Annotated in this window: 20 protein-coding genes; 11 read left to right on the plus strand and 9 right to left on the minus strand. The window is 61.9% G+C overall.

Going from position 1 to position 18,108, the window contains the following annotated elements; translation table 11 throughout:
* Positions 1-108: 108 nt before the first annotated feature.
* The gene (locus LH464_RS17610; RefSeq protein WP_226787774.1) at positions 109-711 is read right to left on the minus strand and encodes a hypothetical protein; all 603 of its coding nucleotides are present in this window, start codon (positions 709-711) and stop codon (positions 109-111) included.
* Between the two features lie 135 nt (positions 712-846).
* On the opposite strand from LH464_RS17610, the gene LH464_RS17615 reads away from it, so the two are divergent.
* Genes LH464_RS17615 through LH464_RS17625 form a run of 3 tightly spaced genes read left to right on the plus strand, consistent with a single transcriptional unit; the run spans position 847 to position 3,352 of the window.
* A complete protein-coding gene (locus tag LH464_RS17615; RefSeq protein ID WP_226787768.1) occupies positions 847-1,887 on the plus strand; it encodes a methionine ABC transporter ATP-binding protein in 1,041 nt (346 codons plus the stop codon).
* The gene (locus LH464_RS17620; protein WP_226787711.1) at positions 1,877-2,545 is read left to right on the plus strand and encodes a methionine ABC transporter permease; all 669 of its coding nucleotides are present in this window, start codon (positions 1,877-1,879) and stop codon (positions 2,543-2,545) included. Before LH464_RS17615 ends, LH464_RS17620 begins: the two co-directional genes overlap by 11 nt.
* Positions 2,546-2,575: 30 nt before the next feature.
* The gene (locus LH464_RS17625; protein WP_226787712.1) at positions 2,576-3,352 is read left to right on the plus strand and encodes a MetQ/NlpA family ABC transporter substrate-binding protein; all 777 of its coding nucleotides are present in this window, start codon (positions 2,576-2,578) and stop codon (positions 3,350-3,352) included.
* A gap of 75 nt (positions 3,353-3,427) precedes the next feature.
* Here the strand turns inward: LH464_RS17625 and trhO are convergent, their stop codons facing one another.
* The 3 genes from trhO to LH464_RS17640 form a co-directional block, all read right to left on the minus strand.
* Positions 3,428-4,369, minus strand: coding sequence for an oxygen-dependent tRNA uridine(34) hydroxylase TrhO (gene trhO / locus LH464_RS17630; protein WP_226787769.1), 942 nt, complete (start codon positions 4,367-4,369; stop codon positions 3,428-3,430).
* A 91-nt stretch (positions 4,370-4,460) separates the two neighbouring features.
* Positions 4,461-5,375, minus strand: a complete 915-nt coding sequence (locus LH464_RS17635; RefSeq protein ID WP_226787713.1) for a CHAD domain-containing protein — start codon at positions 5,373-5,375, stop codon at positions 4,461-4,463.
* Positions 5,353-5,847 (minus strand): CYTH domain-containing protein, encoded by a 495-nt coding sequence (locus LH464_RS17640; RefSeq protein ID WP_226787714.1) that lies wholly within the window; start codon positions 5,845-5,847, stop codon positions 5,353-5,355. The genes LH464_RS17635 and LH464_RS17640 overlap by 23 nt, the downstream gene beginning before the upstream one ends.
* A gap of 151 nt (positions 5,848-5,998) precedes the next feature.
* Between LH464_RS17640 and LH464_RS17645 the strand changes: the two genes are divergently transcribed.
* Both LH464_RS17645 and LH464_RS17650 read left to right on the plus strand, forming a co-directional pair.
* Positions 5,999-6,637 carry a 2-dehydro-3-deoxy-phosphogluconate aldolase gene (locus LH464_RS17645; protein WP_226787715.1) on the plus strand — a complete coding sequence of 213 codons (639 nt, stop codon included), beginning with the start codon at positions 5,999-6,001 and terminating at the stop codon, positions 6,635-6,637.
* Between the two features lie 96 nt (positions 6,638-6,733).
* On the plus strand, positions 6,734-7,426 hold the full coding sequence (locus tag LH464_RS17650) for a tellurite resistance TerB family protein (RefSeq protein ID WP_226787716.1): 693 nt from the start codon (positions 6,734-6,736) through the stop codon (positions 7,424-7,426).
* 26 nt (positions 7,427-7,452) lie between these two features.
* Here the strand turns inward: LH464_RS17650 and LH464_RS17655 are convergent, their stop codons facing one another.
* On the minus strand, positions 7,453-8,772 hold the full coding sequence (locus LH464_RS17655) for a glycosyltransferase (protein WP_226787717.1): 1,320 nt from the start codon (positions 8,770-8,772) through the stop codon (positions 7,453-7,455).
* Positions 8,773-9,001: 229 nt separating this feature from the next.
* On the opposite strand from LH464_RS17655, the gene LH464_RS17660 reads away from it, so the two are divergent.
* Positions 9,002-9,694: a GNAT family N-acetyltransferase gene (locus tag LH464_RS17660; RefSeq protein ID WP_226787718.1), complete on the plus strand. Its 693-nt coding sequence runs from the start codon at positions 9,002-9,004 to the stop codon at positions 9,692-9,694.
* A complete protein-coding gene (locus LH464_RS17665; RefSeq protein WP_226787719.1) occupies positions 9,691-9,903 on the plus strand; it encodes a hypothetical protein in 213 nt (70 codons plus the stop codon). Before LH464_RS17660 ends, LH464_RS17665 begins: the two co-directional genes overlap by 4 nt.
* Before the next feature lie 3 nt (positions 9,904-9,906).
* On the opposite strand, the gene LH464_RS17670 is transcribed toward LH464_RS17665, so the two are convergent.
* The 3 genes from LH464_RS17670 to LH464_RS17680 form a co-directional block, all read right to left on the minus strand.
* On the minus strand, positions 9,907-10,965 hold the full coding sequence (locus LH464_RS17670) for a nickel/cobalt transporter (protein ID WP_226787770.1): 1,059 nt from the start codon (positions 10,963-10,965) through the stop codon (positions 9,907-9,909).
* Positions 10,959-11,600 (minus strand): DUF1007 family protein, encoded by a 642-nt coding sequence (locus LH464_RS17675; protein ID WP_226787720.1) that lies wholly within the window; start codon positions 11,598-11,600, stop codon positions 10,959-10,961. The genes LH464_RS17670 and LH464_RS17675 overlap by 7 nt, the downstream gene beginning before the upstream one ends.
* 69 nt (positions 11,601-11,669) lie before the next feature.
* Positions 11,670-12,563, minus strand: coding sequence for a LysR family transcriptional regulator (locus LH464_RS17680; RefSeq protein WP_226787721.1), 894 nt, complete (start codon positions 12,561-12,563; stop codon positions 11,670-11,672).
* 547 nt (positions 12,564-13,110) lie between these two features.
* On the opposite strand from LH464_RS17680, the gene odc2 reads away from it, so the two are divergent.
* The 4 genes from odc2 (at position 13,111) to LH464_RS17700 (ending at position 17,013) form a co-directional block, all read left to right on the plus strand.
* Entirely contained in the window at positions 13,111-14,244 is a 1,134-nt protein-coding gene (gene odc2 / locus LH464_RS17685) for an ornithine/lysine decarboxylase (RefSeq protein WP_226787722.1), read from the plus strand.
* Positions 14,245-14,338: 94 nt separating this feature from the next.
* Positions 14,339-14,905: a GNAT family N-acetyltransferase gene (locus LH464_RS17690; RefSeq protein WP_226787723.1), complete on the plus strand. Its 567-nt coding sequence runs from the start codon at positions 14,339-14,341 to the stop codon at positions 14,903-14,905.
* A gap of 209 nt (positions 14,906-15,114) precedes the next feature.
* Positions 15,115-15,810 (plus strand): OmpW/AlkL family protein, encoded by a 696-nt coding sequence (locus LH464_RS17695; RefSeq protein WP_390625006.1) that lies wholly within the window; start codon positions 15,115-15,117, stop codon positions 15,808-15,810.
* A gap of 177 nt (positions 15,811-15,987) precedes the next feature.
* A complete protein-coding gene (locus LH464_RS17700) occupies positions 15,988-17,013 on the plus strand; it encodes a serine hydrolase domain-containing protein (protein ID WP_226787724.1) in 1,026 nt (341 codons plus the stop codon).
* 411 nt (positions 17,014-17,424) lie between these two features.
* On the opposite strand, the gene LH464_RS17705 is transcribed toward LH464_RS17700, so the two are convergent.
* Positions 17,425-18,105, minus strand: a complete 681-nt coding sequence (locus tag LH464_RS17705) for a spermidine synthase (RefSeq protein WP_226787725.1) — start codon at positions 18,103-18,105, stop codon at positions 17,425-17,427.
* Positions 18,106-18,108: the final 3 nt, after the last annotated feature.

The following is an 18,108-nucleotide window of genomic DNA, read 5'->3' on the forward strand; positions in this document are numbered from 1 at the left end:
GTCGGGCTCAGCAATTCACTTTTCGCTGAGCACGCCGTTACTCAGAAGGCACGGCATCTGGATCTCGCTATTGCCGGATGAGCCCCGCACCCTAGCTACAGGTCGACTTTATTGCAGAAAGGGCGGCAGGGAATGAACAGAAGTGGCCTCTATCTCGTCATTGGAGCTCTCGCGGTCGTGGTGATCGGGCTCGGCATTTATGTCTATCAGGAGGAATCGAAACCGTCCGGGGTCGAGATAAAGATCGGCGAGGGTGGTGTTTCCGTCGAAGAAAACTGAGCGACGGCCACATGGCGATGGATTGCAGAAGGGCCGGAAACGGCCCTTTCTTCGTTCCGCGTGCTGTTGCAGGTGGGCTTCGTCCATGTCGATTACGACACCCGGGAACGGACGATCAAGAAAAGCGGCAAATGGTATCAGGCGCCGGCCTCGGGGTTTCCGGAAAGCAATCGCCGGCCAACCTGATTGCGCCAGTGTTGGGATATTTTTCCCGAAGATCGCCTTTATGGAAATTTCATTTCTGTTCTTTCCGCTCAGGAAGATGCATTTAGAAAGCATAGGCAAGGCCGAAGCGGCTACAGGAAAGCACGTCAAAATGTCCGGAAAAGTCTGTATCAAGCGAATGTGTGGCGCCGCAGCCTGATCTGCGTTACAGCGCAGTGCGCCATTTATGGCACGCAAAGGACGCTGTAAAACTTTGAAGCTGCGCATCGTACTTTCCGAAAATCGATTCCGATTTTCGGGCCGATGCGGTAGTCAGTGCGCCTGACATCCCAGACGTCAATTCCGCGAGCATTTGAAATGTCCAATCAAACTACTGCGCCCGCTGCCGGGCCGACCGGCACGATGGTCGCATTCGAGGGGGTCACCAAGCGCTTTGGCGGCGCCAACGGCCAGCCGGCATTCACCGCCCTCGACGGCGTCGACCTGACCGTCGCCAGGGGTGCCATCACCGGCATCATCGGCCGTTCGGGCGCTGGAAAATCCACTCTCATTCGCCTCGTCAATGGCCTCGAGAAGGCGTCCTCCGGCCGCGTTGTCGTCGACGATATCGAGGTTGGAGGCTTGTCGGAGACGGGCCTTCGGGATCTCCGCCGCCAGATCGGCATGATCTTCCAGCATTTCAATCTTCTGTCTTCCCGTACCGCGTTCGACAACGTCGCACTGCCGCTGGAGATCGCCGGCATGAACGCCAAGGCGATCCGGGATCGCGTCGCGCCGTTGCTGGATCTGGTCGGACTGGGCGACAAGTCGGGCCGCTATCCCGCGGAGCTGTCCGGCGGGCAAAAGCAGCGTGTCGGCATTGCGCGCGCGCTCGCCACGGAGCCCAAGCTGCTCCTGTCGGACGAAGCCACTTCGGCGCTTGACCCGGAAACAACACAATCGATCCTCGAGCTTTTGAAGACCATCAATCGCGACCTTGGCCTGACCGTCCTCCTCATCACGCACGAGATGGAAGTGGTGAAGACGATCGCCTCGCAGGTCGCCGTGATCGACAAGGGAAAGATCGTCGAAAGCGGCCGGACCTTCGATGTCTTCACCGCGCCGAAGCACGAGACGACGCAGTCGCTTCTGTCCGCGTCGATCGGGGCGAAGCTGCCGGAATGGATCCGCTCGGACCTGAAGCCGGCGCCAGCGCCGGGAGATCGGGTGCTGGTGCGGTTGGTGTTCTTCGGCGAGACCGCATTCCAGCCGCTGACGGCGCGACTGGTCGCGGAGATCGGCCCTGACGTCAATATTCTTGCAGGTGCGATCGACGAGGTGGCTGGAGAGCCCTTCGGTTCGCTCGTCGTTTCCTATTCCGCCGATCCGGGGACCATGGAGCGGGCCAACCGCTTCTACCAGCAGACCGGACTAACCACGGAGGTGCTCGGCTATGGCGCCTGACATGCTTCTTGCGCTTCTCTGGAAGGCCCTGCTGCAGACCGCACATATGGTCGCTGTCGCGGGCATTATCGGCTCGATCATCGGCCTGCCGATCGGTGTCTTCCTCGCCACCAGCAACAAGGGCGAGCTTTTCCCCGCGCCCGCTCTCAACAAGATCGTCGGCGCCATCGTCAATGCGGCACGGTCCACGCCGTTCATCATCCTCGTCGTGGCGATCATCCCGTTCACCCGGCTCATCGCCGGGACGTCGATTGGCACGGCTGCCGCCATCGTGCCGCTCACCATCGCCACCATTCCATTCGTCGCCCGGCTGATCGAGTCTTCGATCCGCGAGGTGGACAAGGGGTTGATCGAGGCGGCGCGTGCCATGGGTGCCACGCCGCTGCAGATCGTCACCAAGGTTCTGCTCGCGGAAGCACGGCCCGGTATCGTACTCGGCCTGACGCTGACGCTGGTCAGCCTTGTTGGATATTCGGCCATGGTTGGTGCGGTCGGCGGCGGTGGTCTGGGCGACCTCGGCATCCGCTACGGCTACCAGCGCTTCATGCCGGAAGTGATGCTTGCCGTCGTCGTCGTGCTGATCGTCGTTGTGCAGGCCATCCAGAGCGCCGGCGACGGGCTTGCCCGCCGCTTCGACAAACGTACCCGCAAGAACTGAATTTCAGGACACTTCAAGAAGGAGATAACCATGAAGAAGATCATCCTGGCAGCCGCCATCGCTGCCTTCGCTGCTGGCTCGGCACTTGCCGAAGACATCAAGATTGGCGTCACTCCCGGTCCGCACGCGCAGATCATGGAGAAGGTCAAGGAAATCGCCGCGACCAAGGGCCTCAACATCGAGATCCTCGAGTTTTCCGACTACGTCGTGCCGAACCAGGCGCTGGCCGATGGTGACCTCAACGCCAATGCGTTCCAGCACCAGCCCTATCTCGACAACCAGATTGCCGACCGTGGCTACGATATCGTCAGCGTCGCGCCGAATGTAAACTTCCCGATGGCGGTCTATTCCAAGAAGGTGAAGAGCCTCGAGGAACTGCAGGACGGCGCATCCGTCGCCATCCCGAACGATCCGACCAATGGCGGCCGCGCACTCCTGCTGCTCGCCGACAAGGGTCTCATCAAGGTCGATGAAACCAAGGGCGTCAAGGTCACCATCGCCGATGTGACCGAGAACCCGAAGAACATCCAGCTCGTCGAACTGGACGCCGCACAGCTGCCGCGCTCGCTGGATGATGTGGATGCATCAGCCATCAACACCAACTACGCTATTGAAGCCGGCATGAACCCGAAGACGGATTCCATCTCGCTGGAAGGCGAGAAGGCTCCCTACGTCAACGTCATCGCCGTCCGTTCCGAGGACAAGGATGCAGAATGGGTGAAGACGCTGATCGCTTCCTACCACAATGACGAGATCAAGGCGTTCATTGCGGAAGAGTTCAAGGGCGCCGTCATCGCCGGCTGGTAATCAGCACTGAGAACATGAAAAAAGGCCGCGTTCCTCAAGGAGCGCGGCCTTTTTCATAGCTTCCGCCCAATGGCGTTACCCGCCGATGTGCTTGAGGCCGCGTTGCCTGGCGAGTGCGATCTGATGCTGCCGCTGACGGTAGCGGTCCCGGTCGGCCTCAGTGCGCGTGTCGTAGCAATGCGAGCAGGAAACGCCTTCCTCGTAATACCGTGAGGTCACTTCATCCGCGGTGATGGGATTGCGGCAGGCGTGGCAGAGCTTGTGATTGCCTTCCTTCAGGCCATGCTCGACAGAGACGCGCTCGTCGAAGACGAAGCAGGCGCCTTCCCACAGGCTTTCTTCGGCCGGCACTTCCTCGAGATATTTCAGGATGCCGCCCTTGAGGTGGTAGACCTCGTCGAAGCCCTGTTCCTTCATGAAGGCTGTCGCCTTCTCGCAGCGGATGCCGCCGGTGCAGTACATGGCGATCTTCGGCTTGTTGTGCAGGCCGGTATTGTTCTTCACCCAGTCGGGAAACTCGCGGAACGTCTTGGTGTTCGGATCGACCGCACCCTTGAAGATGCCGATCGCCGTCTCGTAGTCGTTGCGGGTGTCGATGAGGATCGTTTCCGGGTCGGAGATCAGCGCGTTCCAGTCCCGTGGATCGACATAGGTGCCGACGATCTTGTTGGGGTCGATGTCCTCGACGCCCATGGTGACGATTTCCTTTTTCAGACGCACCTTCATGCGCAGGAAGGGCATCTTGGAGGCGCGGCTTTCTTTATGCTCAAGTGCGGCGAATTCCGGCTGGGCGCGCAGAAAGGCGAGCAGCCCGGCGATCGCGGCATCCGTGCCAGCTACCGTGCCGTTGATCCCCTCGCGGGCGATCAGCAGGGTTCCCTTCACGCCGCTCTCGTCGCAGAGCGCCTGCAGGGGCTCGCGGAAAGCCTCATAGCGGCCGAATTCGGCGAAGTGATACAGCGCCGCGACGCAATAGGTGCCGGCGGCCGGCGAGTTGGTAGCAAGATTGTCGATCATGCTTGGGAAATACAACCAGACGCGAAGCGGCGCAACGCGCTTTCTGTCGCTGCCGATCTGCGTCTGCTGCAATGCCACACCTGTGGGGGTCTCACTTGCGGGAGGCAGCCTCCCGCCACAGAAGCGCGATGCGGGCGGCCTCGGTGTCGGCATCGTCGGCAAAGACCAGTCTTGCCTGCTCGATCGCCTTTTGTCGCAGCGCCTGCTGCCGCGCTATGATTGCGCCGATCAGCAGCGCGAGCGTATCGCTGTCGCCGAAAAGGTCCGGGTTCTCGTTCACCACCTGGGTCAGGACGCTGAGGTCGTGCTCGTGGCCGAGGATGTCGACGAGGGTCTTTGCTTCCCTCTGTTTCGCTTTGAGGGCCGAGGGCCAGAGGTCGGAAAGCAGCGAAAGATGCATCCAATAGGTCTGCCCGACCTTGCGAAGATCGTGAAACGCTTCCGCGTCGGCCCCTTCCTGGCAGGCAACCAGATCGGCGGCTGCCCGCGAAAGTTCCTTCCGCCAGGCCATGGAAAGGCGGCGGGCCGTCTTGCGTGGACTATCGTCCAGCTCAAGCTCGTGAAGCGCCTCGATTGCTTCCCGGCAGGTCTGAGCCGCAGCGGCCATCTTGGCCGGCAGGTCGCTCTCCTCCGACGCGATCCGGTCGCGCCGATCGACCAGCGCCTTGGATGCTGAGGCGAGGGCTGCGACTTCTTCCGGCGAGCCTGCCTCCGAGGCGAGATAGTTGACGGTCTCCACGAGCGCGGTCGCGTCGCGCACGGTCGAAAGCGTCTTGGCCATGAGCCGGATGCGCTCGTTCTCCGCCTGCCGGAACTTCTTGGCGTCCGAGTGGGTCAGTCGGTAGAGCGCCCGGACCCGCTTGAACTTCTTGCGCGCGTCATGGATTGCCTCGTGAGGCCCATCCGGCTGCGAATCGAGGAAGTGGATCGCGTGCTCGAGCTGGCGCTGCGCGACGGAGCGGAACTCGGCCGTGAAGGGGCGATCAGGCCGAATGCGAAAGGCCATCGCAAAGCTCCCTGCTCAAGTCTTCCGTTGCCATCACGAGGTTGGAGAAACGGCGGTCGCCCGTGACTTCGCCGCCGACCCAGGAGGGAAGGGGTGGCTGCTGTTCCTCGTGCTGCAACTCCACTTCGGCTACAACCAGCCCCTCATAGGCGCCGGCATAGACATCGACTTCCCAGGTGAACCCCTCGTGCATCACCTCGTAGCGGGTCTTTTCGAGGACTATGCCGAGCGCGCTGCCGATCAGGTCCTTCGCATCCGCCACCGGGATCTCGTATTCGAATTCGTCCCGGCTGATCATCTGGCGGCCGATCTTGATGGTCAGCGTCGCCCGCCGGTCATCGATCACCCGCACCCGGAGCGATCTATCCTCGACGGCCGCGACATAGGCCTGGACGAAGTCCGACGACGACGTGACCTCGCCACGCCATCCGTTGGTCTTCACGAGAAACTTCCGCTCAATTTCCTTGGCCATGAATGTTCCCGTCTCTCATCGGGGGAGAACCTATTGCAAAGACTGCATTTGGCAAAGGTGCCATCGGTCGCAGGGGTTGATTTTTCCTCGACAAGCAGGACCGAGGGGGGTATTTCCGGCGCATCTTCAATCGTTTGAAACGGAGAGCCCCATGGCTGGCAAGACTGACAACCTCCTCGCGATCCTCAGGGCTCAGCCGGTCGTGCCGGTGCTCATCGTGGAGGATGCCAGGTCCGCCGTGCCTCTGGCCCGGGCGCTCGTCGCCGGTGGCCTGAAGGCGATCGAGATCACCATGCGCACGCCTGCCGCGCTCGAGGCCATCAAGGCTGTTGCCGCAGAGGTCGAAGGCGCCAATGTCGGCGCGGGCACAATTCTTAACTCCAGGGATTTCGACGCGGCCGTGAAAGCCGGATCGACCTTCATCGTCAGCCCCGGCGTCACGCGCGGCATCCTCGATGCCGCCAAGGCATCCGAGGTTCCGCTTCTGCCCGGTACCGCCAACGCCAGCGACGTCATGGTGCTTCGCGAGGAAGGCATCGACGTCGTGAAGTTCTTCCCGGCCGAACAGGCTGGCGGCGCTCCCTACCTCAAGGCGCTGTCTTCGCCTCTCGCCGGCACGTTCTTCTGCCCGACCGGCGGTATCTCGCTGAAGAACGCCCGGGACTACCTGGCGCTGCCGAACGTTATCTGCGTCGGCGGTTCCTGGGTTGCCCCGAAGGAAATGGTCGCGGCCGGCGACTGGGCCGGCATCACCAAGCTTGCCAGCGAGGCGGCGGCCCTCACGGCCTGACATTTTCGTGACCGGGCGGCGCTAGCTCGTTCACGCCTTTGTATTCCTGCAACCGGCACCCTATCTCCTGCTGAATTCCATCAGCAGGAGATAGCGATGTTCGACGCCAAAAAGCTTCTTGACCAGTTCCTCGGTTCGCAGATGTCCGGGGGCATGCGCGAAAAGGCTGGCCAGTTCGGCGATATCGCGAAGAACAATCCCCTGAAGACAGCCGGCCTCGCGGCCGCCATCCTGGGCACCAAGACGGGTCGCAAGCTTGCCGGCAACGTCGCGACCGTCGGCGGCATCGCCGCGATCGCCGGCCTCGGCTATCTCGCCTACAAGAACTACCAGTCGGGTCAAGCACCGCAGACGGTTGCGCAAAAAGAGCCGGAAATACTTCCGCCCCCGGCAGCCTCTCCGTTCAGCCTGCAATCGCCGGCGCTCACCAACGACTTCGCCCTGACGCTGATCCGCGCGATGATCGCCGCGGCCAAGGCCGACGGCCATATCGACGCGGCCGAGCGCGCGAATATCATGGACAAGGTGCATGTGGTCGATCTCGGGTCGGAGGCGGAAGCCTTCATCGCCAACGAGCTTGCCAATCCGGTCGATATCGACGACCTGGTCGCGGCCGCACGCACCGAGGAGCAGAAGGTCGAGCTCTATACGGCCACGCGTCTTACCATTGACCCGGATACGCGCGCCGAACGTGGCTATCTCGATCTCCTCGCCGGCCGTCTAGGCCTTCCGGACGCGTTGCTCGACCACATCGATGCGACCGTTTCGTCCGCCAAGGTCCAGGCCTGAGAGCGAAGGGCACAGTCAAGAGGCCTCTAGGCGAACGCGCCTTCGGGCTTGTGCAATACCGGACCGGGCTCTTCGTCGAAGAGATATTCTTCGACCCAGGCCCGGCGCCGTTCCAGCCAGATCTGTTGCGTATTGGCGCGGGCGAAATCGACCGCGCGGCGGGTCTGTGCGATCAGTTCCGGTCGATCGACGCTCATGCGGGCAAAAGTCTCGGCGAGCTTTCCCGCGTCGGGCCACTGCGCCGTCGTCACCGCACCGCCGATCTCGGAGAGACCCTTGAAGTAATCGAGATCGAAGGCCAGCACCGGCAAGCCGCGCGCCATCGAGTCGATCGTCGCGCGCGGAGTGTCCTCCATCAGCGGGCAGGCAATGCTCGCGTGATAGTGTGAAAGCAGATCGAAAAGAGGTTTTCCGTAAGGAACCGCCGGCAGGAAGGTAACGCTGCCGGAAAGCCTTGCGTCCCGCACCTGTCGGCGAAGATCCAGCAGGCAGGGGCCTTCACCGATAATGGTCAGGCGGACGTCGTCGCCCTTCGCCGTTGCGATCTTGATGGCATCGATGGCGAGATGAAGGCCCTTGTAGGGAACCAGACGCCCGAAATAGACAAGCTGGAGCGGTCCGCTCTCGTTCTCGAGCCGAGCCACACGGGCATCGAGCTCGTCGGCTGTCAGAACCTGTTCCGCGGAAAACGCGGTGTCCAGAAAGTTCTTCACATGGGGTTTTCCAGCGCCGAAGTCGCGGACGAGGCCCGGACCTTTGAGAAGCGCCAGCCGCGAAATCCTCACCGTGAAAAAGACCTGAAGCCAGCGCACGGGATCGTGGAAAAGCCGATTTGTCAGATAGCTCTTGAGGCCCCAGACCCGCATTTTCCGCAACCGCCTCGTGTTGTTGCGGAAGTCGATGTCGATGATAAACATCAGCGGTTTCCTGCGCCGCCAAGCCGCCAGATTGACGATCATCATCGTCGGGCGCCAGAGATCGGAAGCGAGGCCGGAATGGACGACGCGCGCATCGGCGATGCATGCATTCACCTCCCGCCACATGCGCGCCGCATGCTGTGTCCAGAATGCCTTGACCGAGACGTCGTCAGGATGTGCGGGAACGAGCGTGATGCCGTCCTCGGCATCGATCGTCGCCATAGTATCCGGCCGGTATCTGTCGGCGCTCATTTCGGGGGCGATGATGACGAACTTGGATACCCGGCCGGCGAATTGCTCCCGCAGTTCCTTCAAGTGATGCGAAAAGGCGCTCTCGATGGCAAAGGACGTATCGGAGAGGCGATAGACGGGCGTTTGTACGGCGAGCAGGTATGAACCGGTTGCTCCCCCTGTGTCGCCTTTCACCATCGTCAAGCACCTTTGTCTCTCATTGTGGTGCCCGTAGCTTACCGGTCAATCGCCAGTCCCTGACAGTCGGCAATCCGCCTATCGGCATACGTCCTTGGACTGAGTTTTCCGTCGCAGACAGGGCAAGGAAGCAGGTTTTGGATCCCGCCCGGGGGAACGCGGCCAGTCTCTCGTTGCCTTTCCCGTGTCCTTGTCCTAAGCCTCGACGCGACTGCAAGAGGCTGATCTGATGCGCGATCTCAGGAACTACAAGGTTGAGGCTCCCGGCCCCGTCACGTTGACGGGTCGGTACACGACGCTGGAACCCTACGAGCGGCAGAAGCACCTCGAGGCGTTGTGGGACGGGCTCGGCGGCATGGGCCTCAACAACCTCATCCGCTATTTCCCCAACGAGGATTTCGCGGGGATCGAGGAATTCGCGAACTGGCTGGAAAATGCCCGGACGCAAAGCAACTTCGTGACCCTGGTATTCCGCGACAATTCGAGCGGCCGGATCGTCGGCATGGCGAGCTACATGCGACCCGATCCGAAGAACGGCGTCGTCGAGGTCGGCTCCGTCGCGCATGGCCCGGACGTCCAGCGCTCGCCGTTGACGACCGAGGTGCACTACCTGATGGCTCGCCACGTCTTCGACGATCTCGGCTACCGCCGCTACGAGTGGAAATGCCACAACGAGAACGAGCCGAGCAAGCGTTCGGCCATCCGCTATGGCTTCACCTTCGAAGGCGTCTTCCGCCAGCACGTCATTTCCAAGGGCGCCAACCGCGATACCGCGTGGTTCTCGATGATCGACGGCGAATGGCCGCTTCTGAAACAGGCGTTCGAAGCCTGGCTGTCGCCGGAGAATTTCGGCGAGGACGGCAAGCAGCGCCAGCGCCTGGAAGACATCCGGGCAGATATTGCCAAGGGAGCCGCAGCATGAGCGACGAAAAAAAGCGCAGCCCCGCCATTGCGGCGGCGATCATCTTCGTCGGCTTCCTGGCGCTGTTCTTCGTCATGCCGCCGATCATGATGTGGCTGGCGGAAACCTTCTCGCCTTATCTTGCTGCAGGCTTCGGGGTGCTGGCGGTCGCGTCGTTCTTCCTGGTCTTCTGGCTGCGGGCACGCCATCAGCGACAGCGAGGCCGCTGACGCTCAGATTTGAAGCGAAGCTCCCAGTAGCGACAGGCCTATCAGCAGGATGAAGAGCGCCCCGGCGATCTCGAAGCCGGTCCCGACGCGTCCGGCCGCAGTCGAACCGGGTCCGGCGAAACGCACTGCAATGTCTTTTGCAGTGACGGCGAGGATGGCAAGGAGCGAAACGGTGATCGCGGTGCCGAGCGACATGGCGAGCACCGACAGCAAGCCACCCACGTAAAGACCGTTCAGCAGCGAAAAGCTCATGACGAGAATGGCGCCGGAACAGGGCCGCAGGCCGACGGCAAGGATTGCCGACCAGGCTTCCTGAACGCGGAACCTGCTGCCGCCGAGAAGGCGCGGATCGGGTGCATGCGCGTGCCCGCAGGCTTCGCAATAGGCGCCGTTGCCGGAATAGTCGTGGTCGATCACCTCAGTCGCCTCGAAACGCGAAGCGCTGTTGCGCTTTCCACCGAGCGTCATTGCCGACGTCGCGTGGCTCATCGCTGCAGGGGCGGGTGCTGTGGCTATCGTCGCCGGCCGTGTGCGTAGCGAAAGCAGTTTGCGGGCAAGCAGCCAGGCGCCGAACAGGGCGATCAGCGCGAAGCTCGCCACCTCCATCGCGCGTGTCGCCTGCGTCATGGTGATGCCGCTGCCGCGGAGTACGAAGAAGGTGGCGCCGACGATCAACACGGCAGCCACTCCCTGCAGCAGGGCAGAGATGAATGAGATCACGATGCCGCGTTTCAGCTCGATCTCGTTGGCAATCATGTAGGAGGAGATGACTGCTTTTCCGTGGCCGGGGCCGGCCGCGTGAAATATGCCGTAGGCAAAGGAAAGCCCGATCAGGCCAGTCAGCGCCCACGGGTCTTCCCGCATGGCCCGCAATGCGCCGGTCAGCGCCCGGTAGAAGCTCTGCTGGTGCCCGTTGATCCAGGCGAAAAAGCCACCGAACGGACCGCCGATGCTGAAGGCCGGCTCCGCGGAACCGACGCCGAGCGGTGATTGTGCATGGGCAGCGCCGGCGATAGTGATGGCCAGCAGGGCGAACGCGAGAGCGCACCTGCGCATCAGCAGGTCAACTCCAGCCGGGTGGCGAACAGTTTCGACATGTCGTTGCCGGATGGATCGTCGAAGAAGGCTTCGGTCAGGGTCTCGCTGTTCTGGCTGATGATCTCGTCCGGGTCCGGCCGTACCACCTGATGCTTGCAGGCATCTGCGCCCTTGCCCTGTGCGACGAGATCCTTATCGGTCGGAAAATCGATGGCCGTGTACATGGAGGGATCGTAGATGCCGAAGGCGAGCTTGCCCTTCAGCGGCATGGGCTTCTCCGGCTTTACAGCAAAGAAGACGAGGATCTGGTTGTCTTCGTAGGAGACATGGATCGCGTCGGGCTTCTGCATCGCGGCACTCTGACCGTCCACCGAAACGGTGGTGAAATAGTCGAAGTCGGCAAGCGATGTGTGCATCACTTCACCCAGCTCGGCGAGTTCGTCCTCGTCGAGCTTCAGGTTGGTGTTCTTGTCGAAATCGAGAAGCACGCTGGAGGAGAACATCTCGTCGAAGCGCCAGACATTGCGGACCTCCGCTACCGTGCCGCCGTCCGCCGCGATCACCTCCATGCGTGCTTCCGCAAAGATATGCGGATGAGCCAGCGCCATGCCCGGCAGCGAGACAGCCAGTGCGGTCAGTATCGGGAGTGCATGCTTCATCGTCGGGGCGGTCTTCTCTTCGAGGATAAACTTGTCTTTGCTGTTAAAATGGGTCGGAAATTCGACCTCTCAGTGCCTTCTGCGGAACCAGGCGGCAAGATAGTCCACGAAGCTTCGCACCTTGGCGGGCAGGTACCGACGGTGAGGGTAAACGGCATAGATGCCACGGTCCTTGGCGATGTAATCGTCGAGCAGCGTCACGAGGTCGCCGGACTGGATGGAGGGGCCTGCGACGAAATCCGGAATGATGGCGACTCCAAGCCCGGCCTTTGCGGCACGCAGGGTCGCCTGCGGGCTGTTGACCTCCACCGGGCCGCTGACCGGAACCGAAATCGTGTTGCCCTCGGGGCCGGAGAAGCGGACGTTGTTGTGCCAGCGGGAATTGGTGTCGATGATGAAGGGGACGCGCGACAGATCCTGCGGCGTGTCGATCGGCCCATGGCGGGCGACGAAATCCGCGGTGGCGCAGGCATAGACGCGGAAATCGGCGATCTTGCGGGCGATCAGTCCGGAATCCTCCAGCTTGGTGATTCGGATGGCGAGATCGAAACTCTCCTCGATCAGGTCGACGAATCGGTCTTCAGCGACGATTTCGAGCGAAACCTCCGGGTGTTCCTTGGCAAAATCGATCAGCGATTGCCCGACGTCGGCATCGACGAAGGTGCGCGGTACCGAAACGCGCAGCTTGCCCTTGAGATCGGCATTGTTCTCACGCACGAGATCCGCGAGGTTGTCGATTTCCTTCAGGATGTCGGCGGCCGTCCGATAGTAGGTGTGGCCCGCTTCCGTCATCGAGAACTGACGGGTGGTGCGGTTCAGCAGCAGGGCGCCCAGGTCGTCCTCCAGCTCCTTCACATATTTGGAGAGCAGGGCCTTCGACCGGCCGGTCCGCCGTGATGCTGCCGAGAAACCCTCGGCTTCGACCACGTCGATAAAGGCACGCATACGCGTCAAGGTGTCCAATGGAATCGTCCCTTCCGTTTCTCCCAGACCTAGTTGGGTCTTCCTGCGCGAGGCCGCAACGTGAAATTTAGAGCACGCTCAAAAAATCTCTTGATTGTGAAGGCGAATATACTTATCTCCCGTGCTGCCCAAAGTCGCACGTGCCTGTGGGTGTCCGCCGACCCTCGAACTGGGATTTATCCCTAAGGTGAGGTCATCGGTAAGGTACCTGGAACTAACCCCTCCAGTCGCTATTCCGGCCAACCGGGAAATGCGAGGACATCTTGAAGCAACGACGGTGCGGGCCTTTCTGGTCTCTGTTGGCTTTCCATCAGCCGGCAATACTGAAGAGGCACACCTGAATTGCCGGAAGTGCGGTAGGGACAACCCTCCAATCCAAGGCAGACAAAGCCGGATCAATGCTCTTGGCAGGGCGTCGGTCCACTGTTCGCGCGGTAGAGCGTGTCGAGGAACCAGTGTCTCCACCAACTGGGGCCTAGTGCATTCTCATCCGTCCTTTGTCCTCCGGTTCGCAGCCGGAGCTTTGAGATTTTGAAGGGACTGATCGATGACCACTGCTCGTATCCTCGATTTTATCAAGACCCGCCGTCCGGAAGGTCCGTGCCTGGTCGTTGACCTCGATGTCGTGCGCGACAATTTTCACGCTTTCCGCCATGCCCTGCCGGACAGCGCGATCTACTACGCCGTCAAGGCCAACCCGTCTCCGGAAATCCTGAAGCTTCTCGCTTCGCTGGGTTCCAGCTTCGATTGCGCCTCGGTCGCGGAAATCCAGATGGCTCTCGATGCCGGCGCGTCCGCGGACCGCATCTCCTTCGGCAACACGATCAAGAAGGAGCGCGATATCGCCCGCGCCTTCGCGCTCGGCGTCGAACTCTATGCCGTCGACAGCCATGAGGAAGTAGAGAAGATCGCCCGCGCCGCTCCCGGCGTGAAGGTGTTCTGCCGCGTCCTGACCGACGGCGAAGGCGCCGAATGGCCGCTGTCGCGCAAGTTCGGCTGCGTGCCGCAGATGGCCGTCGACGTTCTCGTCTACGCACACCAGCTGGGTCTGGAATCCTACGGCGTATCCTTCCACGTCGGCTCGCAGATGATGAAGGTCGACGCCTGGGATTCGGCACTTGCCGATGCCAAGCGCGTTTTCGCATCGCTCGCCAAGCAGGGCATCCACCTGCAGATGGTCAACATGGGCGGCGGCTTCCCGACGAAGTACCTGCGCGACATCCCGTCGGCGGAAGCCTACGGCCAGGCGATCTTCGCTTCGCTCCGTGCGCACTTCGGCAACAACCTGCCGAAGACGATCATCGAGCCGGGCCGCGGCATGGTCGGCAATGCGGGCGTGATCAAGGCGGAAGTCGTTCTCGTGTCGAAGAAGTCCGACAACGACAACCACCGCTGGGTCTTCCTCGACATCGGCAAGTTCGGCGGTCTCGCCGAAACCATGGACGAGGCCATTCGCTACCCGATCCGCACCGAGCGCGACGGCGACGAAATGGAGCCCTGCGTGCTTGCAGGACCGACCTGCGATTCGGCTGACGTGATGTACGAGAAGAACATGTATCCGCTGCCGGTTTCGCTGAGCATCGGCGACGAGGTTCTGATCGAAGGTACAGGCGCCTACACCACGACCTATTCGGCGGTTGCCTTTAACGGCTTCGATCCGCTGAAGAGCTACGTGATCTAAGGACTGATATCGCCGGCCCCGTAGCCAGTCGGGGCGGCACTTTCACAATTTTCCGCAGTACCGCCTTGAACGGTTTTGGGTTCTGGAGGCCAAGATGGCCGCTGTTCTTGATTCTGTACGCGCACTTTTTGCGCCGTCCACATTCACCATCGACACCGAGACGCCGGCAGACGTCGTCGCGCGTGAAAATCTGCTCGACCGTGCCATGGGCCCGGGCCGACGCCAGAAATCCTCGGAGAAGATCCGCCGCGGCCGCGTTCCGGCAGACGGTCTGGCGCTCGTCGCACGCGACGAGGGCGGCCATGTGATCGGTACCGTTCGGTTGTGGAATGTCGAAGCGGGCATCTCGCCGCAAGGCACGTCGATCGACGCACTGCTGCTCGGCCCGCTTGCGGTCGATTGCACCCATGAAGGTAAGGGGATCGGGGCCGCGTTGATGCGTGCGGCGATCACCGAGGCCGGCAAGCGCGCTCATGGCGCCATTCTGCTGGTGGGCGATGCGGCCTATTACGAGCGTTTCGGTTTCTTTGCCGAAAAGACCCAGCACCTCGTCATGCCCGGCCCGTTCGAGCGCGCGCGGTTTCTCGCACTCGAACTGAAGGCTGGCTGGCTTGAGGGTGCGGCGGGCATGATCGTAGCGAGTGGGCGCAAGCTGGCCTGATTTCAAGGCGTTTGGACAGCAGTCAGGTATCTCTCCCTCCACCCGAACCCGCTTCCCCGACAGGAGAGGCGGGTTTTTTATGTGACAAAATCTCCCGTGGGACGCCCGGCTTGTCATTCGTCAATGGCCGATGATCTCGATCAAGCTGCTGATTTGCAGCGGGAATATGGGTTTCTCCATTATTTTCTTATGTGGTCGGGAGAGATTCGATGAAAATGAAATGCGCGGGCTACGCTGGTCTGCTGGCCGGGTTTGCGATGCTGGGCGCGGCGACCGCCGGGGCGGCCGATCTGGCGCCGATCGCAGAGGCGCCGCTTGCCGTTGACGTGCCCGCAGCGTCCAGCCCTTGGCAGATCCGCGTGCGCGGCCTTGGCGTGATTACCGAGGACAGCGGTTCGATTGCCGGCGTGCCCGGAGTGGGTCTGGAGTATACGGACTCCGTCATCCCGGAACTGGATATCAGCTACTATTTCACCGACAACATCGCGGTGGAGCTGATCCTCGGCACGACCAACGCAGCGATCAGGACCGACGGTCTTGGTGGTGGTGACGTACCGGTCGGCAAGACATGGCTGCTGCCGCCGACGGTGACGCTGCAGTATCACTTCACCAACTTCGGTGCGTTCAAGCCCTATGTGGGCGCCGGCGTGAACTATTCGATGTTCTATAACCAGAGCGAGCGCAACGGTTTTGAAGGCCTGGACGTCGACAACGCCTTCGGCGTGGCGCTGCAGGTCGGCTTCGACTACATGCTCGACGAGCACTGGGGCCTGAACTTCGACGTGAAGAAGATTTTCCTGGAAACCGACTGGTCTGTCGACAACAGCCCGTTCGGAACGCCGCTTTCCGGCAAGGCCAAGATCGATCCTTGGCTGATCGGTGCAGGCGTCACCTACCGCTTCTGAACAAGAAGAAACTGCGGTTGGGGGCAGGGGACCGGCGCGGCCTAGGGGGTAGGCCGCGCCGGTTTTTCGTCATTCAGGTCTCTATGGCCGATGAAGGGGCGTCACATTGATGTGAATCCCTTTCTTTCACAGCGCGGCGCCATGGTTCGGCCCTCTGTTCCGACCTAGGTTTGCTGCATGATCACACGCCGAACCGCTCTTGCCTCCATCCCGCTCCTTTTTGCATCCACCCGGTTGTTCGCGCAGGACGTTCCCCAGGCGCCGCCACGGACCGAATCACTGCGCTCCGTGCTGGACGGCGCCAATGCGCTGGAGCCGCTCAAGGTGGTGCTGGTCTCCCGTGAGGGAGAAATGCTGGCGGAACGTGCCTTCAACGGGCGCGCGATCGATGGCTCGACGAACATCAAGTCGGCTTCCAAATCGATAATCTCGGCCATGGTGGGCATCGCCATAGACAAGGGCCTGCTGCAGGGGCCGGATCAGAAGATTGCGCCAATCCTGGCGCGGGACCTGCCGCGTAACCCCGACCCTCGAATGAACGACATCACCATCGGCAACCTGCTCTCGATGCAGGCCGGGCTGGCACGCATGTCCGGGCCGAATTACGGGCGATGGGTTGCCAGTCCCAACTGGGTCCGCTTCGCTCTTTCCGAGCCGTTCGATGGAGAGCCGGGCGGACAGATGCTCTACTCGACCGCCTCCACGCATCTCCTCTCGGCGATCCTCACCCGTGTCGGCGGCAAGTCGACGCTCGCGCTTGCCCGCGAATGGTTCGAACCCCTCGAAGGGTTCCGCATCGGCTCCTGGGATCGCGACCGCCAGGGCATCTATCTCGGCGGCAACCAGATGGCGATGACGGCCGGTTCGCTCCTCGCCTTCGGTGAGCTCTACCGAAACGGAGGCACGACGAAGGAGGGCGTGCGGATCATCTCCGAAGACTGGATCAGGCAGTCCTGGACGCAGCGCACCAACTCCCGCTTTTCGGGCGATGGTTATGGCTACGGTTGGTTCCTGCGCAGGATCGGCGGCGAGGACGTACGCTTCGGCTGGGGTTACGGCGGGCAGATGGTCTATGTCGTGCCGTCCCTGGGCCTGACGGTTGTGATGACGTCCGACGAAGGCGCGCCCTCGGCTCGGACGGGCTATCGCGACGATCTTCATGCGCTGTTGGCAGAGATCATCGGTGCAGTCCGCTCTGCCTGACCTGTGAATAACAATATTGCGCGTTGAAGAAACCTCGCCGTGTTTTCAACGCCAGCTCCTCCTGCATCTTTCCCTCCGATCCCCGCCGGCGGCAAAGGCCGTATCCTGAAGCAGTCATCGGGCAGGGGCCGGGTTCGCGAACCGGTTGCCTCCCCCGGGAAGCACCCGGCGTCCGATGATGGTTGCAGACGGTGGTGGACCGGCGTCAGGCCGGTTCCCACCCGAAGCTCCGGAAAAGGGGAATTGACAGGTCCCTGACCCGGATATTCGGGAAAGCCGACAGCGATCGGGCAGGCAGAATGCCTGACATACCGATACCCTCGATAACGAACTGCCTGCCCATTCCCGTTTAAGCCGTCGCGGAGCAATCCGGCGCGGTTCTTGGGCATGCCGGTGAAACAGTCGTGGCGGTCAGCCGGCTTTCTTGACGCCGAGCCAGATCATATGCTTGGCGCCGCGGCCCTTGGTGCTGGCGCGGGTTGGCACCTCATCCACCGCAAATCCGGCCGACTGCAGTCGGCGCGTGAACTGGCTGTCGGGAGCCGAGGACCAGACGGACAGAACGCCGCCGGGGCGAAGCGCCGCCTTGGCGGCTGCAAGGCCGCGCAGATCGTAGATCCGGTCGTTTTCCTCGCGCGTGAGGGCTTCCGGACCGTTGTCGACGTCGAGCAGGATAGCGTCATAGGCGGCCGGCTCGGAGCGGATCAGCAGGCCCACATCCGCCTCGCGAACGGTCACGCGCGGATCGTCCAGGCATCCCTTGAAGACCTCGGCCATCGGGCCCTTCGCCCACCGGATGACGGCCGGCACGAGTTCCGCGACGACGACCTTCGCGTCCTGCGGCAGTTCGGCCAGTGCTGCGCGAAGGGTGAAGCCCATGCCAAGCCCGCCGATCAGCATCGTTGGACGCGGCTGTTGCCGGATCTTCTCGCAGGAAAGGTGTGCGAGCGCTTCCTCGGATCCGCTGAGCCGGCTGTTCATCAACTCGTTGGTACCGAGCATGATCGAGAACTCGGAACCGCGCTGCTTGAGGCGAAGTTCATCGCCGCCGCCGGGCACTGTGGCTGTATCGATCAGGGTCCAGGGGATCATCGT

This window comes from Pseudorhizobium xiangyangii (genome assembly GCF_020531965.1).
Taxonomy (GTDB): Bacteria; Pseudomonadota; Alphaproteobacteria; order Rhizobiales; family Rhizobiaceae; genus Neorhizobium; species Neorhizobium xiangyangii.